Source organism: Candidatus Spongiihabitans sp. (assembly GCF_965237845.1).
Taxonomy (GTDB): Bacteria; Pseudomonadota; Gammaproteobacteria; order Arenicellales; family Poriferihabitantaceae; genus Spongiihabitans.
In genome coordinates this window covers 322,469-348,035 of record NZ_OZ250154.1, presented here as the reverse complement: position 1 = coordinate 348,035, position 25,567 = coordinate 322,469, and the positions used below count along the sequence as shown (strand labels likewise).

At 48.9% G+C, this 25,567-nt stretch carries 20 protein-coding genes and 2 pseudogenes; 15 read left to right on the top strand and 7 right to left on the bottom strand.

The window, feature by feature from the left end:
- Positions 1-36: 36 nt before the first annotated feature.
- The 3 genes and pseudogenes from ACPXXB_RS01705 to ACPXXB_RS01695 form a co-directional block, all read right to left on the bottom strand.
- Positions 37-576, bottom strand: coding sequence for an FAD-dependent oxidoreductase (locus ACPXXB_RS01705; protein ID WP_423908632.1), 540 nt, complete (start codon positions 574-576; stop codon positions 37-39).
- Positions 577-770: 194 nt separating this feature from the next.
- A pseudogene (locus tag ACPXXB_RS01700) lies at positions 771-905 on the bottom strand (IS5/IS1182 family transposase); the annotation flags it as partial.
- On the bottom strand, positions 902-1,276 hold the full coding sequence (locus ACPXXB_RS01695) for a hypothetical protein (protein ID WP_423908630.1): 375 nt from the start codon (positions 1,274-1,276) through the stop codon (positions 902-904). The pseudogene ACPXXB_RS01700 and the gene ACPXXB_RS01695, both read right to left, overlap by 4 nt.
- A gap of 187 nt (positions 1,277-1,463) precedes the next feature.
- Here ACPXXB_RS01695 and ACPXXB_RS01690 point away from each other — a divergent pair, with 187 nt between their 5' ends.
- From ACPXXB_RS01690 to ACPXXB_RS01640, 11 genes and pseudogenes are all read left to right on the top strand, one after another.
- The gene (locus ACPXXB_RS01690) at positions 1,464-3,932 is read left to right on the top strand and encodes a cation:proton antiporter (RefSeq protein WP_423908629.1); all 2,469 of its coding nucleotides are present in this window, start codon (positions 1,464-1,466) and stop codon (positions 3,930-3,932) included.
- A 120-nt stretch (positions 3,933-4,052) separates the two neighbouring features.
- Positions 4,053-5,315: an MFS transporter gene (locus tag ACPXXB_RS01685; protein ID WP_423908627.1), complete on the top strand. Its 1,263-nt coding sequence runs from the start codon at positions 4,053-4,055 to the stop codon at positions 5,313-5,315.
- A gap of 218 nt (positions 5,316-5,533) precedes the next feature.
- Positions 5,534-6,700, top strand: coding sequence for a DNA phosphorothioation system sulfurtransferase DndC (gene dndC / locus ACPXXB_RS01680; RefSeq protein WP_423908626.1), 1,167 nt, complete (start codon positions 5,534-5,536; stop codon positions 6,698-6,700).
- Positions 6,701-6,704: 4 nt separating this feature from the next.
- Positions 6,705-7,324: pseudogene (locus ACPXXB_RS01675) on the top strand (DUF262 domain-containing protein); the annotation flags it as partial.
- 168 nt (positions 7,325-7,492) lie between these two features.
- On the top strand, positions 7,493-8,470 hold the full coding sequence (locus tag ACPXXB_RS01670; protein WP_423910864.1) for an HNH endonuclease family protein: 978 nt from the start codon (positions 7,493-7,495) through the stop codon (positions 8,468-8,470).
- A 2-nt stretch (positions 8,471-8,472) separates the two neighbouring features.
- Positions 8,473-8,808, top strand: a complete 336-nt coding sequence (locus tag ACPXXB_RS01665) for a GIY-YIG nuclease family protein (RefSeq protein WP_423908624.1) — start codon at positions 8,473-8,475, stop codon at positions 8,806-8,808.
- Positions 8,809-8,813: 5 nt separating this feature from the next.
- Positions 8,814-10,067: a DNA sulfur modification protein DndB gene (locus tag ACPXXB_RS01660; protein ID WP_423908622.1), complete on the top strand. Its 1,254-nt coding sequence runs from the start codon at positions 8,814-8,816 to the stop codon at positions 10,065-10,067.
- Between the two features lie 77 nt (positions 10,068-10,144).
- Positions 10,145-11,344: an IscS subfamily cysteine desulfurase gene (locus tag ACPXXB_RS01655; RefSeq protein ID WP_423908620.1), complete on the top strand. Its 1,200-nt coding sequence runs from the start codon at positions 10,145-10,147 to the stop codon at positions 11,342-11,344.
- Positions 11,345-11,517: 173 nt separating this feature from the next.
- Positions 11,518-14,190, top strand: a complete 2,673-nt coding sequence (gene acnA / locus ACPXXB_RS01650) for an aconitate hydratase AcnA (RefSeq protein ID WP_423908618.1) — start codon at positions 11,518-11,520, stop codon at positions 14,188-14,190.
- 22 nt (positions 14,191-14,212) lie between these two features.
- Positions 14,213-14,869, top strand: a complete 657-nt coding sequence (locus ACPXXB_RS01645; protein ID WP_423908616.1) for a hypothetical protein — start codon at positions 14,213-14,215, stop codon at positions 14,867-14,869.
- Between the two features lie 18 nt (positions 14,870-14,887).
- Positions 14,888-15,574, top strand: coding sequence for a hypothetical protein (locus tag ACPXXB_RS01640; RefSeq protein ID WP_423908615.1), 687 nt, complete (start codon positions 14,888-14,890; stop codon positions 15,572-15,574).
- Positions 15,575-15,640: 66 nt separating this feature from the next.
- On the opposite strand, the gene ACPXXB_RS01635 is transcribed toward ACPXXB_RS01640, so the two are convergent.
- The 3 genes from ACPXXB_RS01635 to ACPXXB_RS01625 are packed head-to-tail and all read right to left on the bottom strand — an operon-like array spanning position 15,641 to position 18,409.
- Entirely contained in the window at positions 15,641-16,228 is a 588-nt protein-coding gene (locus ACPXXB_RS01635) for a dimethylsulfonioproprionate lyase family protein (protein WP_423908613.1), read from the bottom strand.
- Positions 16,229-16,239: 11 nt separating this feature from the next.
- Positions 16,240-17,052 carry a HalD/BesD family halogenase gene (locus tag ACPXXB_RS01630; protein WP_423908611.1) on the bottom strand — a complete coding sequence of 271 codons (813 nt, stop codon included), beginning with the start codon at positions 17,050-17,052 and terminating at the stop codon, positions 16,240-16,242.
- Between the two features lie 46 nt (positions 17,053-17,098).
- On the bottom strand, positions 17,099-18,409 hold the full coding sequence (locus ACPXXB_RS01625; RefSeq protein WP_423908609.1) for an MFS transporter: 1,311 nt from the start codon (positions 18,407-18,409) through the stop codon (positions 17,099-17,101).
- A 422-nt stretch (positions 18,410-18,831) separates the two neighbouring features.
- On the opposite strand from ACPXXB_RS01625, the gene ACPXXB_RS01620 reads away from it, so the two are divergent.
- Complete coding sequence (locus tag ACPXXB_RS01620; RefSeq protein WP_423908607.1) at positions 18,832-20,193, top strand: MATE family efflux transporter; 1,362 nt, start codon at positions 18,832-18,834, stop codon at positions 20,191-20,193.
- On the opposite strand, the gene ACPXXB_RS01615 is transcribed toward ACPXXB_RS01620, so the two are convergent.
- Positions 20,190-20,948 (bottom strand): alpha/beta hydrolase, encoded by a 759-nt coding sequence (locus ACPXXB_RS01615; protein WP_423908605.1) that lies wholly within the window; start codon positions 20,946-20,948, stop codon positions 20,190-20,192. The two genes, ACPXXB_RS01620 and ACPXXB_RS01615, sit on opposite strands and share 4 nt — an antisense overlap.
- Positions 20,949-21,013: 65 nt before the next feature.
- On the opposite strand from ACPXXB_RS01615, the gene ACPXXB_RS01610 reads away from it, so the two are divergent.
- Genes ACPXXB_RS01610 through ACPXXB_RS01600 form a run of 3 tightly spaced genes read left to right on the top strand, consistent with a single transcriptional unit; the run spans position 21,014 to position 25,565 of the window.
- Positions 21,014-21,196 (top strand): hypothetical protein, encoded by a 183-nt coding sequence (locus ACPXXB_RS01610; protein ID WP_423908604.1) that lies wholly within the window; start codon positions 21,014-21,016, stop codon positions 21,194-21,196.
- Positions 21,197-21,222: 26 nt separating this feature from the next.
- Positions 21,223-22,317, top strand: coding sequence for an efflux RND transporter periplasmic adaptor subunit (locus ACPXXB_RS01605; protein WP_423908602.1), 1,095 nt, complete (start codon positions 21,223-21,225; stop codon positions 22,315-22,317).
- Positions 22,314-25,565 (top strand): efflux RND transporter permease subunit, encoded by a 3,252-nt coding sequence (locus ACPXXB_RS01600; protein WP_423908600.1) that lies wholly within the window; start codon positions 22,314-22,316, stop codon positions 25,563-25,565. Before ACPXXB_RS01605 ends, ACPXXB_RS01600 begins: the two co-directional genes overlap by 4 nt.
- Positions 25,566-25,567: the final 2 nt, after the last annotated feature.

Sequence of the window (25,567 nt, the reverse complement as noted above, 5' to 3'; positions counted from 1 at the left end):
TGCTTTAAGATATGATAAATTGCCTAAGCCTACGGCTTAATTGAAAGGTTCTATTTTTAGGAGGTCTGCTTTATTTAGTAAAGGCATATCCCACCCTAACTCACGCAACATATCAAAGTTTTTATCGGCATGTTGCAAAGATGTATTTGTTCCATAGAGATATAATATCCCCTTTTTTTTATGATTAAAATTGATTTTCGTTTTAGCTACAATATCATTAAGACATTCCAAAGAGTACCTTGCTAAATCAAATTTAATTATACTGTTTTTTCTGAATTTTTTATAACAACATTCTCGTAAAAACCGTAAAGACCAAAACAAGAGATCCTTGTCGAGTTTTGGCACAATTCTTATTCCCCAATCAGAATGAAATAATGATTGGAAATAAGTCCACGGGGCACTTGGACGGGCCCAACCGAAAGCATCGCTTGGGGCGAGTAAGCCTGCATTGGCATAACTTGTTTCTTCGGCGGGAAGATCGCATTGATCGATTAATTCAACATGATGGCCAGATTGAGAAAGAAACCACGCTGTTGTGACTCCAATAACACCCGCACCTAATACAATAACTTTCATTATTAATCATGTGTTGTTGTTGAGAATGAAAAAACTAAGGAAACTCTGATTTAATGCGGTGACACTCAAATTGTCGGATTTTATTCTCAAACATTTATTATCTGATTGGCGGGATTTCTTAATTGGCGGTATTTGGCTTGTTTTTTACCGTTTTTAGCCGCTTTCGCCCTTATTCGCTTTGCAGGCCGCAATCATCATAATGTCAGCCTCAATAAGCGCTTCCTGGACATCGCCAAATTAATCAACGCACAACTCGTGAACACCTGATTCGTGTTCTTGTCCAGCCCTTTGTATCTCACCTTGGTGAAATGGAATTGGCGTTTCATCACAAAAACACTTGCTCCGCTTTGCGCCGCGCTTTTGACTTGTTCCGATTCCTCCGCCTTTCCTCACCCGATGACTTGCGGTGTCCCGCCCCTGCTTTCGGGTCGTCCCTTGCCTTCGGCGCACACCGGCTGAGCGCGTCCTCCATCCCCAGACCGGATAAGTCAAGCCAATGCCGCATCAAATGAATACGCAACATGCGCCCTACCCTCGCCGATAGACGACCGCTTCCTTCCAGCTTCGGATAGCGCGGCTCTATCGCCTTGCTTAACTCATCCCAAGGAATAATCCGCGCCATCCGCAACAGAAACTTTTCTTTCCTGGTTTGCTTCACATGCTTTGCGAAACCGCCTTCGCGCAGGGTGGTTCGACGCATCGCTCTCGTTACCTGCAATCAGTTGTTTTGTGAATTTGATTATCTCACATTTTTCGGTTTTAATTAGAGTTTCCCAAAAGGTTGTAACACTCAAAGCGGAAATGTTGTGCTGTGCTAAAATTCGCAACCAGCGCATGGCAACGATTAACCCATGCTTTTAACCTGACCCACAATTTAATCATCCAACGTGCCGGCTGACGAACTGATACTTGTCCTGGTTATTCTGCTTGGGATTGCCATGCTTCTGACCGGGCTATCGCGCAAGCTTCCTATCCCGCATACCATCCTGCTGGTCATTGTCGGCATAGCGCTCGGTCGGGCAGCCGATAGCTGGGCGCCATTGGAGCCACTGCGCCACTTTCAGCTTGGACCGGAAATCATGTTCTTTATTTTCCTTCCGGCGCTCATTTTTGAATCCGGCTTTAGCATTGATACCCGGCAACTACACCGGGACTTGCCGCCGATTTTAATGTTGGCTATTCCGGCAATGCTTTTGTCCACTTGTGTCGTCGGACTCGGGGTTTGGTGGTTGCTGGACATACCACTGATAGTGGCGCTGGTATTCGGCGCCTTGATATCGGCGACCGACCCGGTTGCGGTGGTAGCCTTGTTCAAGGAACTGGGGGCGCCAAATCGCCTTAACGTCCTGGTTGAAGGCGAATCGCTGTTAAACGATGCCACCGCCATTGTCGCGTTTACCATTTTGCTGGGAATAGCGATGCAGGGCGGGGGCATTGGTTGGTCTGATTCTGGACACATCATTGCTGAGTTTTTACGCGTTTTTATCGGCGGGGTTATCGTCGGCAGCTTGCTCGGATTTGCGGTATGCGAATTACTGTATCGAATGCGCAGTGATATGGCGGTGATATTAACCACCTCTATTGTTATTGCATATGCCAGTTTTGTTCTCGCCGAACACGCTTTGCACGTTTCCGGAGTGATGGCGGTGGTTGGGTCGGCAATCGCGCTAAAACGATTCAGCATGATCAGATTTCCTCATGATGCAACCCATTCCATTCACAGCAGCTGGGAAGTCATCTCCCTATCCTGTAATTCCCTGCTTTTTCTGCTGGTTGGCTTAACCGTCAAGTTCGACAATATCATGGCCGTTATGGGCGCTGTTCTGTTGGTGGTAATACTGATTCTAGGTGCAAGAGCATTTGCGGTATATAGCGTAATTCCGGTGACGGTCAAACTATTTCACTTGCCGCGTATCAGTATGGCCGAACGACATATCATATGGTGGGGAGGGTTAAAAGGCGGCTTGGCAATAGCGGTGGTTCTTTCAATTCCGGATGCCCTGCCAGAGAAGCAATTCCTGTTTGATCTGACGGTTGGCGTTGTGCTGTTTACCTTGTTGATCAGTGCGCCGACTATTCGGCCATTGATGGAACGACTCGGGCTCAATCAACTGACCGAGGGGGAAGATCTGGAACTCAGAAATTCCCTGATTACGGCCAGAAAAGAATCGGGTTCATGGTTGAGTGAACTACGAAATTATTCCTTGCTGCCAAAACGAGCGAGCAACGGCCTGTTAATTAGAATTCGGCTGGCATTCAGTATCGGAATGTTTGATGAGGGCAGCGAAAAGCATGATGACGATGAATATATGGCACTGTTCCGCGCTTATCAAACAGAAAGAACCGTATTAATGCTGCTCTATGAATCGAAAATCATCAGCCAGTATGTTTACCTGAGAATGAATGACTCGCTGTTTAGCATGCAGGAAGCGCTGCGAAAGGGGAAAAACGAGCATAACGCTTTTCGCGACAGCCCTCGAAAAAGCCTGTTTGTGCTGCTGGAGAATAGCTTGCTGCGTTATTCCAGGGAACGGCTGTGGTTATCCAAACTCTTGTCCAGATACCAGTCCCTGCGGCTGGTTCAGCAGATGGAACGTCACATTGCCAAGGTAATCATCAATAACATGATTATTAACATGCTGGAGCAACAGGACGACCTGGCCAACTCGGCGCGTGATCTGCTGATATCAAATTATAAGGTTCGAAACAAGCATTACCGGCATGAGCTTAAGATGGCCAAACGCCAGTTTCCCGGCTTCTACCAACGCAACATGAAACACACTGCGCATAGATCAATGATAAACCGTGGCTGGAACCAGGTTAAGCAGCAGCATAGCCAAGGCGCCCTGGGCGCCAAAGGTTATAATATTATCCGGCGCAAGGTCGAGCAGGAGCTGGCCAGCATCAGTAATATTCGGGCAATCAGGCCAGACAGCAATGAATCGGTTTCCGAATTGCTGGATGAGACGGCGTTATTTGAAAACATGAGCAGTGAAGATCTGAATTTCGTTAAGAACAATGCGAGCGGAATCACATTTCTAGCCGGGGATACGATAGTGGGTGAATCCGAACGAGGCGACAACTTCTATATCATTATTCACGGCAAGGTATTGGTGCGCAAGCAGGATGAAAGCGGTGCGACTCACCGAATTGCTACTTTTCATGATGGCGATATCATCGGCGAATCGTCGTTAGTGGAAGCGCAATCCGGCGCCCATCGCAGAAGTGCGACCATTGTGGCCAAGACGCCCTGTAAATTACTGCGTGTCACCAGGAAAGCCATGCTGACTATTGTCGGGAAATATCCCGATGTCAGGCAATATCTGCAGAAAATTCACAGCGACAGATTGGGATAAGCAGAGAATGAGTCTTTCCCAATATGAAATGAGTCTGAAAAGCGGACGACTATGCCCCGGTTGTTCACGCCATGGAGAATGGGGCTGGAAGTTTAAATTCCCGCTGACAATTTAATACTCGTGTCCACTTCAAACCAAAATCCGGTCACCCGGCGCAGCGCAATTATCGGGTTTTCACTGGGCACGCTGTTTTTCGGCTACGCCTTTATCCAGCGCGTTGCGCCGAGCATCATGACCGATGAATGGATGCGGGATTTTGCGGTCGGTGGCGCCGCCCTCGGTTCATTATCGGCATTTTATTTCTACGCTTATGCCTCTATTCAACTGCCCGTAGGCATACTTACCGATCGTTACGGACCGCGCAAATTGATGAGTTTTGCGGCCGGTTTATGCGCAATCGCTTCGGTTAGTTTTGCGCTCAGTGATTCACTTGTTACGGCATCAATCGCACGCGGTTTTATTGGCGCGACGGTCGCATTTGCCTTTGTCGGCACGCTGGCCATTGCCGGGCACTGGTTTAAACCGGCACAGTACGCCATGCTGGCGGGCGTACTTCAGGCGGTCGGCATGTGTGGCGCGATATTTGGACAGGCGCCGCTTCGCTATGTTGTGGAATCTGTTGGTTGGCGTGGCACGATGGGCATTTTGGCAATGATTGTCTTGGTGCTATCGGTTTTGCTGTTTGTCCTGGTGCCACACCGGTCGCAGAACCAAAGAAAAGTTGAGGAACGCAGCAACATATGGGATGGCGTGCGATCAGCGGCATCCAATCCACAAACCTGGTTGTGCGCGTTAATAGGCTTCGGCCTAGCCTCCATTATGCTCGGGTTTGGCGCTTTGTGGGCAGTGCCATGGCTGAGCGCAGTGCATGGGTATTCGACCACGGAGGCGGCCGGGATTGCCTCGATGTTGTTCGTCGGGTGGGCGATTTTTTCACCCCTGATGGGCTGGTTGTCAGATCGGATTGGCAGCCGCAACCCGATTATGATTGTCGGCTCAGTGATTTGTCTAATAACCTTTGCGGCAATTATTTTCATTGCCCCGACAAATACCGCGATATTAATGACACTGATATTAATCACCGGTCTAGGCGGTTCCACGATGACGGTATGTTTCAGTTCGGTAAAAGAGCACAACAGCCTGGATTGCAGCAGCACAGCACTGAGCTTGATGAATATGTGCGTGGTCGGCTCTGGCGCGGTAATGCAACCGATGATTGGCTGGTTGCTCGACTTGAACTGGACCGGTACGATTGTAGGCGGTGTACGCGTTTATTCGACCGACGCCTACACGATTGCGCTGTCCAGCTTGTTAGTGGTCACAGCAGGCGCCTTTGTCGGCGCGCTGCTATTGCGCGAAACCTGGTGCAAACAAGTGGGGTAGATGTAATAGTTCGGTGACGATGATGACGAATAGGATATTTATAGCGGTAGTTGGGGAAACGCTATAAAATATAGGAAATTGATTCATTTAGAGTTTCCTTTGAGCGCAAGGATATGCGAACAAAACCGCCATTTTGGATGTTCTGTTATGGGTAGTTGTTGTTTGTAAAAAACCCGATTTTGGTATACTCTGTTTTCACCTTCACACAACCAAAGAAAATGACCACTCCCACCATAGTCGTTGCGGATAATTTATTGCATACACAAGACAAACTCGCCGAGATTCGGGTGGTTTTGCAAGAAGAATACCGAAAAAAACACAGCCACCCATGGATAGTCGCCTATTCCGGCGGCAAGGATTCCACGCTCCTGCTGCAGTTGGTCTTTGAGACCATCCAGGCACTGCCCGCCGAAGCCAGAAAAAGACAGATTCACATTGTTAGCAATGACACCCTGGTTGAGTCTCCGCTGGTGATGGATCATTTGCGGCAAAGCGTCGAGATCATACAGCGGGCGGCGGAAAACGCCCGGCTGCCGATGTCCGTGACCATCACCAAGCCGTGCATCGACCAGACCTTCTGGGTGAACGTCATTGGGCGAGGCTATATCCCGCCCACCCGGAACTTTCGCTGGTGCACTGATCGCATGAAAATTAACCCCACCAGCAAGTTCATCAAGCGGGTCACCGCCGCGCATCGCAAGGCCATACTTCTTATCGGCACTCGCAAAAGCGAGTCATCCGGCCGGCGCCGCAGAATGGAAAGCCGCGAAAAAAGCGGTCGGCGGATGAACCCGCATAATCAGATCAGGAATTGCCGCGTTTTTTCACCTATTGCAGAACTGACTGACAACGAGGTGTGGGCAATTCTGTTGCAATCAACGCCACCGTGGGGCGGAAGCCACCGCAATCTGATAACGCTATATCGCAATGCGCGCGGTGGTGAATGCCCGCTGGTGTTGAGCAAAGATGATGCACCGTCATGCGGATCAACATCGCCGAGGTTCGGTTGCTGGACTTGCACGGTAGTCGCCAAAGATCGCAGTTTGTCGGGTTTGGTCGATGCTGGTTTTGACGAATTAGAACCGCTCCTGGATTTTCGGGACTGGATTCTTGAATTACGAGAAATTAACGAAAATCGAATGCCTGTTCGACGTGATGGAACAAGCAAATCTCGAGAAGATGGCAGTCGCGTCAGAGGGCCTTTTAAGATGGAAATACGCCACCGCGTGCTGAAGCGGCTTCAGAATTTGGAGCAGGAGACGGGCAAAGACCTTATTTCAAAACCGGAACTGGAAATAATCGAGGATATTTGGCGGCGCGACATGCTGCACTATGAAAGCCGTGATGCGTTGATGGATTCAGTGGGGGCTGTGGCGGTCGTTTGAAGCCATGCCAAAATTAATTAAAGCCGAGGAAAGCACATTAGCCGAGTTGCTTCGGGATGGATTTTTTAACGTTCCGCGACATCAACGTTACTACGACTGGGAAGGCGGTCACGTTACTATGTTGTTAGATGATTTGGACGAAGCGGTCAGTCAAGACAGTCCCTGTCATTTCTTAGGTTCTATCATGCTGATAAAAAACGGAGCGGAAAAAAATGGGAAATTAACGATGGTCAACAAAGGATTATTACATTTTCACTGATATGCGCTTATTTATGCAGGACTTTTCGTGACCAGGGCATGTCCTCCGAGGAGAATCATATTATTCGCATACTGTTTGGTGTCCAGGAAGCACACAATAAAACGCTACAAGATGCAGATAATCTTTCTCCTCGTGTTACTCCACCTAGAGATAACGAGACAAATTTCAATAATTTAATTCGTGGACGGGACGTTGGCACAAATGGAAAAATGGTTTCAGCCTGGAACAGTATTGTTTCCTTTTTTGAACAGGCGGAACATCAAAATCTTGTATGGAGAGAAAAAATATTGAACTTTATGTTGCACAACGTTTTTGTTGTTCGACTGGAGGTGGATAAATCTCTTGATTCGAATGCTATTTTTGAAACTCTTAATTATCGCGGGAAGCATTTAGATCAGGTAGATTTAATCAAGAATTATTTTTTATCGTTTTTCTCTAATGAGCCTGCTCGGAGCGACACTGTGTATGATAACCTTGAAAAGATATACACGAGTTTTCCCGACAAAGCAGTTTCTGAATATGTTCGGTGTTATATGCAAGCAAAATATGGATTCATAAATAAGGAGCAATTTTTCCGAAAAACAAAAAACCGTTTTGGCAACACCAACAAAGGGAAATCTGGAGAAGTTTTTGATTTAGTGAGCGATTTGTCTAAAAAAGAAAAAATACAAATATTTAGGACTTTTTGGCGCAAATCTTCGAATCAAGAATTTTTGCAGCAGTTAACCCAAGACGCTAAGAAAATGAACAATAAAAGAAAAATTGATGATTATCTACTTGATTTGCATGACTACAAAATTGCACGACCGCTAATATTTGCCTTGTTTTGTCATTATGCATCTGCCCCCCAAGAAAACAAAATTGGGAGTGCAAAATTTGTCTATGATTGCGTTAAACTTCTTTCCTCATTTGTGCAACGAGTGACGCATATAGGAAATTTTAGGCCTTCAGTTTACGAAGCCAAATTCGCAGATTTGGCTGAGATCATATCTGATGGAAGTTGCACTACCTCTGAACAATTTTTTGATTACCTAAAAACTTATGACAACGCCGGGGTTATTGATGATACTGACTACATAGAACAAATGGGAACAAGGTTTTATTCGCAAAAGAGCATCACAAAGTCTGGTTATATCTTGAGAAAAATCGTAGAATATCAAGAAAAAGGTGTGAGAATTGATAATGACCAAGTCAGCGTAGAGCATATTTTGCCAAGATCGAATGAACATAATTCTAAAAATAGTTGGGCTTCAAAATTCGATCAGAATGACCGTGACAGATTCGTTCATTGTCTAGGAAACCTGACATTAATAAGTAAAAAAGATAATAGTCCGAAAGCGAAGGATAATGAAAGTTTTTCAGCAAAGAAAAAAATATACGCAATGTCTTCATACCAATTGACGAAAGATATTTGTCAACATACAGAATGGACTCCTAAAGCCGTCAAACATAGACAATCCAAGATTGCTAAAATAGCGGCAAAACAGATATGGCATTTTAGGTTGAAATAGATATGAAAAAATCAAAGAAAACCCGTAACAAAATGTCTTTTAGACATCACAATATTGATAGCATCCCTCCCCATATAAAAGGCGTGTATGGATTTTGGTGTCGTACTAATGGAAAGTGCGTATATGTCGGAAAGGCAGAAAAACAGTCAATTAAGGATCGGCTCACGCAACATTGGCGTAATTCCCACAATGAAAATTTAAGATTGTGGATAAAGGCTTTCGGTGCATTCTTGGATATTTGCTATTTGTCGGTAAAAGATAACAGAATAGACAAAATGGAAACAAAATTGATTCAAATATGGCATCCTGAGACAAACATCTCAAAACAGAGGAGGTAAATCCAATGGCAACAACCGTCGCGGCAATGAAGGGCAAACTCGGCAGCACCGATTATTTTATTATAGCCATGAAGGCCAAAGAATTAGTGGAAAAGGCTATTATCCCGTCGGAAATGCCAGAGTGGACGAATATGACCTTAGAAGAAAAGGAGAAGCGGGATATCAATTATACTCGTGTGAAAAATCAAATCGCCCCTTATTTGGCATCGGATAAGGACAGATTTTTCGGGGCAATCATTTTAACGGCCAAAAACTTTGACACGTCAAATTTTGAACCTATAGCGGATGTTGCTACTAAAGGACTACCAAATCTTTACAAAACCCAAGCTCAACATATGGGGTTTTTGACATTTACAGGAGGCGAAGAGTTGATTCCGCTGGATGGGCAACATCGCCTGAAAGCTATCCAGTTTGCTATAGAAGGAAGGGATGAAAAAAACAGACAAATAGAAGGCTTTTCTCCCAGCTCGGAATTGGCGAATGAGGATGTGACGGTTATGTTAGTTCCCTACAATCAGAAGAAATCTCGAAAAATTTTTACTAAGGTGAATAAGTATGCCAAAGCGACAACAACTGGACAAAATTTGGTAACAGATGATGACGACATTATCGCTGTATTATCACGGTTTATAGCCAATGACCAGAATATTATCGGTTCACATCTTGTCAATTCTAAAAGCAACACGCTCAGCGTCAAGGATTCTCGTTTCACTACACTAGCAACTTTAGCGGAATGCAACGAAGCAATTTTAGCCGCCCATTTTCCCGAAAAAATAGATCGTACGAACCTTCCAGATACTAACAAAGCAAGGTTATACAAGCAAAAAGTTTTTGAAGTATGGGAATTCCTTGTTGAAAACATAAATTGGTTTTCCAACTTGTTGGAAGATAAGGAAGAAACAGGAGATGACAAACGTTGCGAAATACGCACGGATTACCTATTGGGGAAACCTGTTGCGCAAGCATGTTTAGTAAAGGCATTTGCTTGTTTAACCACCCCCGAAACAAATCTCACCTATGTGGAGGCGGCTAATAAACTCAACGCGATTGATTGGCGAAAAGATGTCAGCGAATGGGATCGCCTGTTCATGTCTGGCGGAAAAATAATCACCAAAAACAGAAAACTGGTAACGGATATTCTATGTTACAGAGCTGGTCAGGTGTTGGATGAGGAGAAAAAGGGGGAATTACTGGAAAGATACCGTGCACTTTTCCCCGATGACGAAAAAGACAAAAAGGAACTGCCGCCTTTGCTTTAATTAATCAACCGAGATTTTGAGGCATAAGCAAAGCCGATAACAGCCGGCCACCCGTGGCGTAAATTGACTTTCGGGCTATGAGAACACCGCTTTACTTTGATTATTCGGCCACCACGCCAGTAGACCCGCTTGTGGCCGAAAAAATGAAGCACTGCTTGACCTTGGACGGCATCTTCGGTAATCCTGCGTCACGTTCCCACACATTCGGCTGGGAAGCGGAAAAGGCGGTGGAAGATGCTCGCATACAAGTAGCCAAACTCATCGGAGCCGACCCACTCGAGATTGTATGGACTTCAGGCGCTACTGAATCGGACAATCTGGCCATCAAAGGATCGGCGCATTTCAACCGCAACAAAGGCCGCCACGTCATCACCGTAAAAACCGAGCACAAAGCGGTGTTAGACTCAGTGCGCGAACTAGAACGAGAAGGTTTTGGTGTGACTTATCTGGACACTAAGCCGAACGGCTTGATTGATCTGGATAAGTTTCAAGCATCGCTACGCGACGACACTGTGCTGGCCTCCGTGATGTGGGTTAACAACGAAATCGGAGTCATCCAACCCATCGCCGAAATCGGCAAAATCTGCCGTGAGCACGGCGTTGTGTTTCATGTCGATGCAGCACAGGCACCGGGGAAAGTACAGATAGATGTCAACACGGCTAATGTGGACTTGCTGTCTTTGTGTGCTCACAAGGTGTATGGACCGAAAGGTGTAGGTGCGCTGTATGTGCGCCGTAAACCGCGAGCGCAGTTGAAAGCGCAGATGCACGGCGGTGGTCACGAACGCGGATTGCGTTCTGGCACCTTGGCAACGCACCAGATTGTCGGCATGGGCGAGGCTTTTCGCTTGGCTCACGCAGGGTTTGATGAAGAAAACGCCCGTGCGCGGACACTACACGATAAGCTGCTGGATGGCGTGTGTGGTATTGAGGAGGTTTACATCAATGGCGACCTGGAACATCGCGTGGCGCAAAACTTGAACGTCTCTTTCAATTTTGTGGAAAGCGAATCATTGATTATGTCCATCAGGGATGTGGCGGTTTCCAGCGGATCAGCTTGCACTTCCGCTTCTGTAGAACCTTCTCATGTGTTGCGAGCACTGGGGATTAGCGATGAGTTGGCGTATTGTTCGGTTCGTTTTTCCATCGGTCGTTTCACTACCGAACAAGAAGTGGACTTTTTGATTGAACTGCTACATAAACAAATCGATTGTTTGCGTACCCTGTCACCGCTGTGGAAAAATCTAGAAAAACGTGCTGGAGGAATTAAATATTAGTTTGTTACCTCCTGACTTAACGGTGCGATATAACGTACGTCATGTCAAATGATATTTTCAGCAGGCATTTTCAACACCAATGGGATTTGTAGCGGTAGTTAGAGAACCGATTTACAAGTATAATCAGGCCCGGATTTTCGTTCCTAGACTTACTTTGTTACCAAGAGATTCTAATGACTCACACCAGCAATAACTCGTTCGACAGCTACGCTACTCTCGAAGCCAACGGCAAAACCTACGGCTATTACAACCTGCAATCCGACCAGGTGGCGAGCCTTGCGGATATCAGCCGATTGCCAAATTCGATTAAAGTGTTATTGGAAAATCTGCTGCGCCATGAAGATGGGGTGGCCTGCACGGTGGAGGATATTAAAGCGCTTGCAAAGAGCGCGCAGCAAAAGACCTCGCAAGAAATCGCCTACCATCCAGCGCGCGTGTTGATGCAGGACTTTACCGGCGTGCCCGCAGTGGTTGATTTGGCGGCGATGCGTGATGCGCTAGTGAAGGCTAATGTGGATGCCGAAATAATCAATCCATTATCTCCTGTGGATTTGGTCATCGATCATTCGGTGGTGATTGACCAGTTTGCAACCCATACTGCGTTCAACGCTAACGTCGAATTTGAAATGCAGCGCAATGCTGAGCGTTACGAGTTTCTGAAATGGGGTCAGGGCGCATTCGATAATTTCAAGCTGGTGCCGCCCGGCACCGGTATATGCCATCAGGTTAATCTGGAATACATTGCCAAGTGTATCTGGAGCGATGACAGCAGCGGCGAAAGGGTGGCGTACCCGGATACGCTAGTCGGCACCGATAGCCACACCACCATGATCAATGGGCTCGGTGTATTGGGTTGGGGCGTCGGCGGCATCGAAGCCGAAGCGGCGATGTTGAGGCAACCGATACCGATGTTAATTCCAGAAGTGGTTGGCTGTGAATTAACCGGCCAATTGAGTGAGGGCATCACCGCCACGGATTTGGTATTGCGCATCGTGCAAATGCTGCGCGAACATGGCGTAGTGGGTAAATTCGTGGAATTTTATGGCAGCGCATTGGATGGTCTGCCGCTTGCCGATAGAGCGACTATCGCCAATATGGCGCCAGAATACGGCGCCACCTGCGGGTTCTTTTCCATTGATCAAAAAACCATGGACTACCTGCGACTGAGCGGTCGGGACGAGGACACCGTGGCCTTGGTTGAAGCCTACAGCAAGGCTCAGGGCATGTGGCGCGACAGTGCGAGGCCGGAGCCGGTGTTTGCCTCCACTTTGCATCTCGATATCAGCACAGTACGGCCGAATTTATCGGGCCCGAAACGTCCACAAGATCGCGTTGCATTGCCGGATATGCCCGCTGCTACCGAAGCTTTCATTAAGCAGGACGGCAAGCAAGCTGAAATGGACAAAAGTTTCCCTACTGCCGATGGCTATGACCTGCATCACGGTGATGTGGTAGTGGCTGCAATCACCTCTTGTACAAACACTTCGAATCCTGCGGTCATGGTGGGCGCTGGATTGGTTGCCAAAAAAGCCATCGAGCGCGGCATGACGCGCAAGCCCTGGGTGAAGTCGTCCCTGGCCCCTGGCTCCAAAGTGGTTACGGAATACCTGGAAAAAGCCGGTCTGCAGGAATATCTCGATCAGCTCGGATTCAATACGGTGGGATATGGTTGCACGACTTGTATCGGCAACTCCGGCCCCTTGCCCGAAGCGGTGCATAACACGGTCAGCGACAATGACATGGTGGCCTCCTCGGTGTTATCGGGCAACCGCAACTTCGAGGGCCGTATTCATCCGTTGGTGAAAGCCAACTGGTTGTCATCGCCGCCGCTGGTTGTGGCTTATGCGCTGGCCGGCAGCACCCGCGTCAATTTGGCTACTGAAGCCATCGGCCAAGACCAGGATGGCAACGATGTGCTCCTGAAGGATATTTGGCCGAGCAATGATGAGATTGCCACCGAAGTGGCAAAAATCGATCACTCGATGTTCACCCGTAAATACGCCGATGTATTTACCGGCGATGACAAGTGGCAGGCGGTGCCGACCACTGAAGGTGCTACTTATGCCTTTTCAGCGGATTCGACCTATATTCAGCTGCCGCCATTTTTCGATGAGCAATACACCAGCGGCAAGAATAAAAACATCGAAGGCGCGCGGGTGCTGGTGTTGCTGGGCGATTCTGTTACCACCGATCACATTTCCCCGGCGGGATCCATCGCTGCGGATAGTCCTGCGGCGAAGTACCTGATTGAAAATGGCGTAGCGCCAAAAGATTTCAACTCATATGGCTCGCGCCGCGGCAACCATGAAGTGATGATGCGCGGCACCTTCGGCAATATTCGCATCAAGAATGAATTGGTGCCGGGTACCGAAGGCGGCTATACCTGCACCAATGACGACCCGAGCGTGCTTCCGATTTATGACGTAGCCATGAATTACCGCGCCGCCGGCATCCCGACAGTCGTGGTCGCCGGCAAGGAATATGGCACCGGTTCGAGTCGTGACTGGGCTGCCAAAGGCCCCTTGTTACTGGGCATAAAAGCGGTCATCGTGGAAAGCTTCGAGCGTATTCACCGCTCCAACCTGGTCGGCATGGGGGTGTTGCCATTGCAGTTCATGCCCGGCCAAGATCGTAAGACGTTGAATATTACCGGCAGCGATAGCATTGATATTCTAGGGCTGGACAAAAATCTGACCCCAAAGCAGGTATTTGAAGCACGGATTCATCGCGCCGATGGCTCGGTTGACAACCTGCAACTGCAATCGAGAATTGACACCGCGGTTGAAGTTGAATACTTCTTGTGCGGCGGCGTACTGCAATTCGTATTGAAGCGATTGAAAGGCTGAGGGTTATGTTCTGACGAGGTTGATGAGGCGCAACGAAAGAGATCGTCAAGCGGATAGGGAGCGTTTTTACATGCTCCTGAACCGGTTATCCGAGCGGAGCAAAGGAGCGAGATTACTCGCAAAATGTGATGGACAAATGAACTTGCCCGAATGTGGCATTTATTTTTTTCAAGAAACTGATGAGCTGCGCGCAAACGGCAAGCCGCGAATCGCCAGAATCGGCACCCACAGAATAACCCAAACATCACGCACCAAACTATGGGATAGATTGAGGCAACATAGGGGCGTATTGAGTACCGGCGGAGGCAATCATCGTGGCTCCATTTTTAGAGGGCTGGTGGGTTTTGCGTTAATGCAACGGCATGGACTTAATTGCCCTACATGGCTTAAAAAAGACGCTATCTCCATTGCCAACCAAAAAGGCGAGCTTGAATTGGAGTGTTTGGTCAGTCAGTATATCGGCAACAAGATGCTTCTTTTGTGGCTCGCTGTCCCCAAATTGGAACAGCGTAAATTTATTGAACGTCACGCCATCGCCCTGCTGAGCGGTTACGACAACCGTGATGCGGATTCTCCATCGGCTTCATGGTTGGGACACGACAGCAACAAAGAGAAAGTGCGCCGCTCAGGATTATGGAATCAGCAATATATTATGAGGATTATGACCCCGCCTTTTTAGAACAGCTGGAATGTTTGTGTGAAGCCGAATATTAAAATCGTCATTGCCTGTGCGGGAAGTAAAGTGGCGGATGCTGGTCGGATGGAGCGGGATGAGCATGCGGTTGAGTTTGTCGCCCTTCCGCATGAAGCATCAAGTCAGAAGGATGTGCTTTACGCGCATCCCGATGACAAGGTGGATGACAATGCCGATGACGGTCAAAGTTGGCGACAAAAACTTTGCGACTACAATAAGAAATACCGCAATAAGCGTTCCGATAATCCGCTCAACCTCAAACCCGCCTATCTCCTCTACAAACCGCCGATTTATAGGCAGCTGGTGGCGCATTATGGCTGTGACAATGTTTTTATTTTGTCGGCCGGTTGGGGGTTGCTGGATGCGTCATTTTTGACGCCATATTATGACATTGCCTTTTCAAAACAAGCCGAGCGTTACAAACGCCGCGACCCAAAAGACACATATGAGGATTTATGCTTTTTACCGCCGAGTGATGACAAGGTAGTGTTTTTTGGAGGCAAAGATTATCTGCCGATGTTTTTAGAATTAACCAAAAATTATAAAAAGCGTTGGGTGTTTTACAACTCGGCATGTACGCCGTCCGTGTCACAGAATTGCGCCTTGCGTCGCTATGAAACAAGGACAAGAACAAACTGGCACTATTGCGCCGCTCAAGATTTTATGGCGGGGAAAATCGCTTGTCCCTGACTCTGCGGATATTGCTAATCTACGCCACACCCTCATGGCATATCCATAAAAGATGTGGACTGAAAACTATCGCCTCGCTTGCAGATAAAGCGCCAACACCGGCGTTGGCCCGGCTTTAACGCCATGCCAGTTGTAAGGATAGTTATAAATCAGGTTGCCCGCGGTAATGCTGCGAAAATGGCGATGCCCGCCCCAACGCCATTTAGCGGTTCCCGAAATCAAGAAATAAATTTCATCCGGCGGATGATTGTGTTCGGGATAGGCGCTATAAACGTCTACATACATTAACCCGGCGGTGACCTTTCCCATTTCAAACATCTTGCGAAAATCCATAATCGCCACATGCTTGCCTTGATCAAGGGTGCGCGGTGAAAAACCCCAGGGTAAATAGTGGGCAAATTGCTGGAAATCTTTCGCCAATTTCATATCCTTGACCAATTTCAAATTGCCTAGGCAAGGCAGTGGATTGGGCTTGAAGTCTTTAACTTTATTTGGCGTCTTGTTTTTCTTGACCTGAGCTGAAAATACCTTAACCATATTGGCTTGGACCGCTGACTCGGCGCACAGGGCCATGGATTTTGCGCAACTCGTCATAAACCCGTGGGTTTGTTGTGCGACTGTTGTTTGCTCAAACCCGCGCCCCATCATAAACATGATTCGCTCGGTTAATGGGTGCGCCCATAAAAAGTCAGTCGCGCTTGCTCAGACAGCGTGATGCCAGGCGCTGTGTTGTACGCCAACACGACTTGAATTCTATCGGTGCTGCCCATAACCGGGGTAACCCGATGCAATGCGTTTCTGCCTCTGAATAATGCCAGCGTCCCCGCCGTGATATTAAGTTTTATCGCCTCAATGTCGCCGTCAAGGGCTTGACCAACGCCCTCAAAATTCATGTCGCCGGTTTCGTGGTTTCTAAATCGGGGGATATATTCAAATTCGCCGCCTTGCTCGGCGGGTTGAATCATCAAGGTAACCGCAAATGATGAATTATCAAAATGCCACCCTAATTCCTGGCCGGCCTCATAGTAATGAACATTTATCGAAGACAGTGAATCGGCATAGTCAAACAGCTGATCTTGTTTGAGAACATAGCACAGAAATTTTCGGAACTTCTCGTCGGCATAAATTATTCGCAGTAACGACGCTTCGGGAATTTGATCGTCGGTGATACACCCCTTGGTGCTGATTACCTGACGATTACGTGGATGAACGGCAGCGTAATTTTTGTCGGGCGGCGAAAGATAGGCTGTGTGGGTCTGTTGGCAATAATAGGCAAGGTGGGCATGCGCTAACGCTTCGGCTTTTAATTTCGCAATGGCTTGATCGGTTATAAAGTTTGGCAACAATAACGAACCGGTTTTTTCGAGTTGTTGTTTGCAGCCGGCCGCAAACTGCTCGAGCCGATCGATTGGGTGCTTTTGAAAATCAATTATTTGCTTGATTTGCAGCATAATGTTTGCCTCGACGGTCTGTTTCACTAAACGGTATCGTGGCTTCCATAAATCACGCTACATTTTCTCCGCTCTACAATTTTCTCTCGGTCGCGCTCTCGTTGCTTTCTGATTGCTCATACAAATTTCCGCTTTCTCCGCATATTATTGATTCCACATAATCCTCGGCATCGTGTGCATTATACTCTGCCACGGGCGTGCCTATCAGCCCTGCGACGACGATGGATTTCCGGTCGCTCGGGGCGACGCGCTTGGTGACAGTCATACGGTAAACCGCAAATACCATGAGCAAAGCAAAGGCGCTGGCGATGCCAATGAAATAAAACATTGAACCAAATTTTCCCATCAAAAATGAAACAATGATTGGGCCAGCACTCAGCCCCATGCCCGCAACCATCACCAGGCCGCCGCTGGCCGGGACAATTTGTTCTGGTTTGAGACGGTCATTGGCGTAGGCGATACTGAGCGAGTACATCGGCATGACCGCGCCGCCGAGAATTACGATTACCGCAAAGAACAGAGGTCCGCTTTTAGGCAGCAGCATGGCCGCTATACATGCGGCGATAGCCATCACCGACATGCCTATCATGACTACTCTACGGCTGACCCGGTCTGAAATCCAGCCAATCGGCCATTGAAAAATCAAACTACCCAGCAAAAACGAAGCCATAAATATTGAAATTAGCTTAACATCGTACAATTCCTGCCGCGCATAGACCGCGCCCAAACCAAAAACGGTGCCTTGGGCGATGCCGGTCAAACCATTGCTGATGACGGCCAGCGGTGATGCCCGATACAGCTCAGCCAGCGACATTTTCCCGGTCAATGCAAAAGCCGGCGCCGGCCGTGCGGTGAGCAAAATCGGAATCAATCCGATGGAAACGATAATTGAAACCAGCACAAACAAATCCACATTCGCCGGACTGCCCAAATTAAGCAAGAACTGCCCGCCGCCCAATCCAATGGTTATGACAACCATATATACCGAAAGCATCTGACCCCGAGTTTCATTGCTGGCACGATCATTCAACCAGCTTTCGGAAACCACAAATAGTCCGGCATAACTGATGCCGGTAATTAATCGCATAATGCTCCAGGTTATCGCGCTAACGTAAATGCCGTGAACCAGAATGGAAATGGAAGCGAGCGACGCCAATGCCGCGAATACCCGGATATGTCCGACCCGCTGCACCAGCTTCGGTGCAATCATCGAGCCGACAAATATGCCGATGAAATATCCCGACATCATTATCCCGGTTGTGAAGGTCGGGAATCCTTCCATGGTGGCGCGCAACCCCAGCAATGTACTTTGCAAGCCATTGCCCAGCATCATGAATCCAATGCCTATAAGTAGCGCCCAGGAGGCGCGAAGTTCATTCCACATCTCGAAACCTGTAGTTTAGGGGCAGTTTTTTTGACAAGTCAAAAAATTACTGCCCCTTATGTCGGTGCAAATCGCGCCAGCGAATTGCACCGACCTGCTGAATAACGGTCGTGCACAATGCTGCGGTAGTCAATGATGTTGCATTCAACATTTTGTCAAAATCTATATGTCATCCCGGTAACGTACAGCCGATAATCCGCCCAATAATCCGAATGACAAATCGATGCCGATTCTAAAGAGATTCGCCCCGTTGCACCACCAAAAACTTCATCATCCAAGACCGAAGATGGCAGGCTAATTTCGTACATCGCCAGGTCATTTTGGTAACCATGGTTTCAACTTTGATGAGCAGTGCTGGCAGGAATGAGTATTTTGTTTATGCGCTTTATTGTAACCTGCCACTTTATTAATCGCAGCACAACATGAATTCACCCACCGCTCAATCCATTAGCGCGCCATCAATTACCCATGGCACTGTATGGGCGTTGGCCGGGCCGATGATAGTTGCCAATTTGTCGGTTCCCCTGGTTGGCGCAGTCGATACCGCTGTTGTCGGTCACCTGCCCGAACCCCACCATATCGGCGCGGTCGCGCTGGGTGCGTTAATTTTTAGTTTCCTGTACTGGGGATTTGGCTTCCTGCGCATGGGCACGACCGGTTTTATCGCCCGTGCTTACGGTGCCAATGACGAAATCGCGCTTGCCCGGATTACGCTACGATTTTTGATGCTCGGCCTGTTGCTTGGCTTGGCCGTCATTTTGATCGGCCAGCCGTTAATTCGCTTCGCCCTGTATTGCATCGACAGTAGTTTAAAGGTCGAACGACTGGCCGAGCAGTACGCGCTGATTCGGCTTTGGAGTGCGCCCGCAACCCTTTCCATCTATGTCTTCACCGGAATTTTTATCGGTCTGCACAACACCAGACTGGCATTGGTGCTACAACTGGTTTTAAACCTCGTCAATATTGCCCTGGACCTGCTGTTTGTCCCCGTTTTGGAGTGGGGTGTTGCCGGAGTGGCCTGGGCCACCCTTATTGCAGAATACACCGCCGCGCTTTGTGGATTTATTTTACTGCGAAAATCCCTGATCAAGGCACTGAAAACTGCCGACTGGAGTCAAATTCTGCAAGCCAGCGCATTGAAGGAAATGATGAGAGCAAACGGCAACATATTTATACGCACATTGTGTCTGGTGTTTTCGTTTGCTCTTTTTACCGCGCAAAGCGCCCGGCATGGCGAGCTGATACTCGCAGCAAATACCATATTAATCCATCTACATAGTATGATGGCATATGGGCTGGACGGATTCGCATTCGCAGTGGAAGCTTTGGGTGGCAGTGCATATGGCGCAAAAAACCTGTCCAATTTCAAAAGAGCGGTCGCGCTCACTTCATTGTGGTCAGCAGGCATGGCGGTTACCGTCGGCATTGGCTATTTTCTTTTCGGGCATACCGTTGTTTCGTGGTTTACCGAAATTTCTGAGGTAATCAAAACCGCAGACCAGTATTTAATCTGGATGATTATTTCCCCAATTATATCGTTCTGGAGTTTTCAGCTTGATGGCCTGTTTATCGGCACCGGTCACACAAAATCCATGCGCAACGCCATGCTCGTTTCCGCCACGGGTTATTTGATCATGGTGTGTTTATTTCAGGCAATCTGGGGAAACCACGGTTTATTCATGGCCCTGACTGGTTTTATGATGCTGCGGGCGATCACCTTGTTTTTGTATTATCCGTCGGTGGTTCGATCGATTGCGGAGCAGTCAATTAATAGCGCGAATTAACGATTATTGGTTGGCGCGGAATGAACCAGATGCTTGTTTAAATAATTAGCAAGGTCTTCGATTTCATTCGGGTGTATCGAATGTGGCATCTCGTAGGTATGCCACTCGACATCGTAGCCCAGTTCACGTAATAGCAGATGGCTGCGCGTTGCTATCGGCAGCGGAATCAATGGATCCTGGATGCCATGACCCATGAAAATCGGTGTGCTTTGATTGTGGGTGGATTTTTCGGCCTCAATGGTCGTCTCATCTGGAAGATAGGCGGACAACGCGATGATGCCGGCTAGTTGCGCCTGAAGCCGTAACCCGGCGAACAGTGCGATGGCGCCGCCCTGGGAAAACCCCGCTAAAAATATCTTCTCGGTCGCGATGCCACGCTGATTTTCCTGCTCAATCAAGCGATATACAATTTGTGCGGATTGCTGCATGCCCTCTCGGTCGCTTCGCCACACGCCTTCCCGGTCGCTTCGCTCAGGGCAATCGGCATCGATGGGCAAGTCAGCGATGTCGTACCAGCCGCGCATGTTCATGCCATTGTTAACCGTGATCGGCCGAATCGGTGCATGCGGAAAGATAAAACGTACCGGCGTTTCCCGGGGCAATCCCAATTCAGGCACGATGAATTCAAAATCGTGACCATCGGCGCCGAGTCCGTGCAACCAAATAATCGAGCAGATCGGATCGATACCCGTTTGCATTTCGATTGAGTCGATTATTGCGGGTTCGCCTTTTGGGTTGTTGTCTTGTTCTATCAATGTGATTACCGTTAACGCCCGTTGGGTATTGGCATGGGCGGGTTAATAGACTGGTCAATAGGCTGATGTTAATAGACTATCTGGCACATAAAATAATCGCCGCTACACCCAAGCCTAGGCAAGACCAACATCAACAGCGTAACCCTGACCCTGCTGGCACAGCAAAGCTGCCGCCGGGGAGCGCGCTGGCGATAGTGCTATCGCCGTTTATACTTTTAAGCGATAATCGCTTTAACCTGACCTTTTAATGTTCTATTTTAATCGTTTTATTTCCGTGTTCAAAAATTTTTACAGTATTTTTATTGCACTCTTGTTGGGATTATCCAATGTTTATGCCCAACAACCCACCCTGGTCTCGGTGGATACCGTTGTTGTACAACATTTTACCCAAACCGTTCCCATACTCGGGCGGCTAATCGCAAAGCGTTCGGGCACGGTTGCCACGCGCATTAGCGGGGCGATAGCTGAAGTGTTGGTGGATATTGGAGACCAGGTTATTCAAGGACAGTTTCTTGCTCGTATTGATTCAGACACCCTTGAGCTACGCAAACAACATGCAGAATCCCAACTGGGTGAATCCCAAACCCGGCTAAAAACCACAAAAGCACAATTGGCTTTGGCCAGCCAGGAAGTAAAGCGGCTCGAAGCATTGAAAGATTCCGCCGCGGTGAGTCAGGCTCTGTATGACGATGCCCGGCAGCAACGAAAAATCGCTTTTGCTCGAGTTAGCGAGGCACAAGCCGGCATCACCAGCAGCAAGGCTTCGTTTGATATCGCACAACTGGAATTGAGTTACGCTGATATTACGGCGCCGTTTGACGGCACCATAACCCGCAAGCTCACCGAAGTCGGAAATTATCTTCAGCAGGGGCAGTCGGTATTTAAAATAATTTCCGACCAACAGCTTGAATTGGAGGCCGATGTGCCCGCTGCATTGTTAAACGGACTATCCGCCGATTCTGAGCTTGACGTTGAACTCGAAAATGGCAGCCGACACCGCGCCCGTGTTCGCGCCATCATCCCGGAGGAAAACCCGCGCACGCGCACCCGTCGAGTAAGATTTAACACCGTACTCGGTGCCGACGCCGGCTTCCTCGCCAGTGAACAAAGCGCAACCGTGCATGTTCCCGCATCCGCCGCCCGAAATATTCTAACCGTGCATAAAGACGGCGTGATACGGCGAGGTCAGGACAACATCGTTTATGTGGTCAATGACAATGTCGCGCAAATTCGAACCATCCAGACCGGACCGGCCGCCGGCGAGCGCATCGAAGTTCTGGGAGGGCTTGAGGCTGGCGATATTGTCGTTGTCCGCGGCAATGAAAGGTTGGCGCCCGGGCAGCCGGTGAATATCACCGAAAATCTGTGAATATCATCCGCACCGCCATTGATCGACCGGTTGCGGTTGTTGCCGCAGTATTGTTAGTCGTGTTGTTCGGACTGGTCGCGCTCAAAACCATCCCCATTCAACTCGCTCCAGATGTAAACCGTCCGGTTATTACCGTAACCACCAACTGGTTTGGCGCTGCGCCTGCGGAAGTTGAACGTGAAATCATCAACCCCCAGGAAGAAGAATTTGCCGGTCTTGAAGGACTGGTTTCCATAACCGCAAGGGCGCAACCCGGCCGTGGTCGTATTACCCTGGAATTCAAGATTGGCACGAATATGGATCGGGCCTTGTTACTGGTCGCAAACCGGTTGGATCGGGTGCCCAGTTATCCCAACGAAACCGACCAACCGACCCTGGATACTTCGGGCAGCGAAGACAATGCGATCGCCTGGATGATACTCAACCAGGCGGAAAACAACGACAAGCCCATTCATGAATACGGGGATTTCATTGAGGACGTGGTTAAGGAACGCCTGGAACGGGTACCTGGGATTGCCGCGATAAACGTCTATGGCGGCAGTGAACGTGAAATTCACATTGTCGTCGATCCAGATTTACTGGCGCGCTATCGACTCACGGTCAGCGATCTGACACGCGCGCTTAGGAATGCACATATTTCACTGGGCGCCGGCAGCATAGACGAAGGCAAGCGTCGCTATGTGGTGCGCACCGAAAGCGAGCTTGATAACTTCGAAATTATTGACCGCATCCTGGTACGCAACACCAATGACGATAGCCCTGGCGATGGCGCTTTAGGCAGAGTAACGGTGGCAGATGTTGCCGACATTTCATTTGGCTTTAAAGAACCCACATCCACTATCCGATTCTTGGGCAAGGCATCAATAGCCCTGAGTGCGGAACGACAAACCGGCGCCAACGTGATTGAAACCATGGCCGGTTTAAGGGAGGCCATCGATGAGCTTAATCAATCTATCATCCCCAATGCCGGATTAACTTTTCAGCAAGTTTATGACGAGACGGTTTATATCAATTCATCCATCGACCTGGTGCAACAAAATATCTGGGTTGGCGGAACCTTAGCCGCAATCATTCTGATTTTGTTTTTGCGGTCTTTCAGAGCCGTGCTGGTTATTTCATTGGCAATACCGATATCCGTGATCGGGGCGTTTGTCGCTATGGCCGCTTTGGGACGATCTATCAATGTTATTTCCCTGGCCGGGCTGGCATTTGCAGTGGGCATGGTGGTCGATGCCGCCATCGTCGTGCTGGAAAATATCTATCGGTTAAAAGAACAGGGTCATTCCAATATCAAGGCCGCCTACCTGGGCGCCCAACAGGTTTGGGGAGCGATTTTAGTTTCAGCGTTGACCACGGTTATGGTGTTCGTGCCCATCCTGATTATGGAGCTCGAAGCCGGTCAGTTGTTTCGTGATATCGCAGTCGCCATCTCGGTATCGGTTTTATTATCGCTGTTGGTTTCCATCACCGTCATCCCGGCGTTGTCAAAACGACTGTTTAAAGACAATCCGCCAAACGCCGAACCAGCGGGTGAAAGTCCTCAAGATGAAAGTCGTCAAGTCGCAAAGTTTCGAATTCCTTTTATTGATGGGTTAGCCAGAAAATTCGTAAATCTAACTATCGGATTTGTCGATGCCGTTGTCAAAAGCCGCAGCAAGGCGTTGGTAATCACCGCCGCAGTGACATTGAGCGCTGGTTTCAGCGCTTATCAAGCCTTGCCAAAACTCGAGTATCTGCCGGAAGGCAATCGCAATTTGCTGTTCGGCATCATCATTCCACCGCCTGGCTATAACCTTGAAACCACCACCAACATCGCACTGAGAATCGAAAACGAGATTCGACCGTTATGGGCATCAGAATCGGAAGTGGAGTCGGGAGCAGAATCAGGAATGAAGTCGGAGCTCGGGCAACCCCCAAAAATTGCCCGGTTTTTTTATGTCGCCACGCGCGCGCAAACATTCCTTGGCGCCATTGCTGTGGACCCGCGGCGGGTTGCCGAGCTAAAGCCGTTTCTTCAAAAACCGGTATTTCGAGAACCCGGCACTTTCGGATTCATTAACCAACCCTCCATCTTTGGTCGCGGCATTGGCGGCGGACGTAAAATTGACCTGGACGTATCCGGCCCTGACCTGGACACGATTTTGCGGGTTTCCAATCGGGCTTTCGGAAAAATCGTCGGCCTATTCCCGCGCGCGGATGGGCATGAATGGCGGCCTGTTCCCGGGCTTGAATTGGGCGCACCGGAAGTACGGGTCATCCCGAACCTGTTGCGCTTGAGCGATAGCGGCGTGACCGCAGTGGAGTTGGCGCAAACTATCGATACTTTCAACGACGGATTGCGGGTAGCCCAGTCCACCATTGATGGCAAATTGATGGACATCATTTTAAAAGGCGCGAGTCAAAGCGTCAGCGCAACTCAGGGCATCGATAACCTGCCCGTGGTCACACCCAGTGGCCAGGTGGTTCCAGTATCGTCGCTGGCGGATTCCATATTGACCGCCGGGCCCACAGCAATACGCCATCGCGAACGCTTGCGCACGGTAACATTGGAAATCAGGCCGAATCAAACTCTGGCGCTGGAATCCGCTATTGATATTATAAAACAGCAGGTGATCGAGCCTTTGCAGCAAGAAGGGCTGCCCGCTGGCGTGCAGTTGAACATTTCAGGCACCGCCGACAAATTGGTTGAAACCCGAAATGCCATGGCGATTAATATGATGCTGGCGCTTATTATTGTTTATCTGGTCATGGCGGTGCTTTTTGAAAGTTTTGTCTATCCAATAATCATCATGCTGTCGGTGCCGGCGGCCGCGGCTGGCGGCGTGGGCGGCCTGGCGCTTTTGAATCTGGTCACGCAGCAGCCGCTGGACATGCTGACCATGCTTGGCTTTGTGATTCTCATCGGCATAGTGGTCAATAATGCAATCTTGCTGGTGCATCAAACATTGCGCCATATTCGCAACGATCTGCTTACCGCCCAAGAGGCCATAAAACAAGCGACTCGAAATCGGATTCGGCCGATTTTTATGTCCACGTTGACCAGTGTTTTCGGCATGTTGCCTTTGGTTTTATTTCCCGGCGCTGGCTCTGAGTTATATCGCGGACTCGGCTCTGTGGTGGTGGGCGGGTTGGGTTTGTCGGCGATTATTACATTGTTGATCATCCCGCCAATGATGTCTTTATTGGTGGTGCCTATCGAAAACCGGCGAAGCCGACGGCTGCGGGCGACCCAGAAATTACAAGTCTAGCC

What these genes read in the sequence shown, in the direction of transcription:
- ACPXXB_RS01705 (WP_423908632.1), bottom strand. Translation starts at nt 576, where the DNA reads ATGAAAGTTATTGTATTAGGTGCGGGTGTTATTGGAGTCACAACAGCG.
- ACPXXB_RS01670 (WP_423910864.1), top strand. Translation starts at nt 7,493, where the DNA reads ATGCAAGCAAAATATGGATTCATAAATAAGGAGCAATTTTTCCGAAAA.
- ACPXXB_RS01695 (WP_423908630.1), bottom strand. Translation starts at nt 1,276, where the DNA reads ATGCGTCGAACCACCCTGCGCGAAGGCGGTTTCGCAAAGCATGTGAAG.
- ACPXXB_RS01645 (WP_423908616.1), top strand. Translation starts at nt 14,213, where the DNA reads ATGAGGCGCAACGAAAGAGATCGTCAAGCGGATAGGGAGCGTTTTTAC.
- ACPXXB_RS01655 (WP_423908620.1), top strand. Translation starts at nt 10,145, where the DNA reads ATGAGAACACCGCTTTACTTTGATTATTCGGCCACCACGCCAGTAGAC.
- ACPXXB_RS01660 (WP_423908622.1), top strand. Translation starts at nt 8,814, where the DNA reads ATGGCAACAACCGTCGCGGCAATGAAGGGCAAACTCGGCAGCACCGAT.
- acnA (WP_423908618.1), top strand. Translation starts at nt 11,518, where the DNA reads ATGACTCACACCAGCAATAACTCGTTCGACAGCTACGCTACTCTCGAA.
- ACPXXB_RS01620 (WP_423908607.1), top strand. Translation starts at nt 18,832, where the DNA reads ATGAATTCACCCACCGCTCAATCCATTAGCGCGCCATCAATTACCCAT.
- ACPXXB_RS01610 (WP_423908604.1), top strand. Translation starts at nt 21,014, where the DNA reads ATGTTAATAGACTATCTGGCACATAAAATAATCGCCGCTACACCCAAG.
- dndC (WP_423908626.1), top strand. Translation starts at nt 5,534, where the DNA reads ATGACCACTCCCACCATAGTCGTTGCGGATAATTTATTGCATACACAA.
- ACPXXB_RS01665 (WP_423908624.1), top strand. Translation starts at nt 8,473, where the DNA reads ATGAAAAAATCAAAGAAAACCCGTAACAAAATGTCTTTTAGACATCAC.
- ACPXXB_RS01625 (WP_423908609.1), bottom strand. Translation starts at nt 18,409, where the DNA reads ATGTGGAATGAACTTCGCGCCTCCTGGGCGCTACTTATAGGCATTGGA.
- ACPXXB_RS01635 (WP_423908613.1), bottom strand. Translation starts at nt 16,228, where the DNA reads ATGTTTATGATGGGGCGCGGGTTTGAGCAAACAACAGTCGCACAACAA.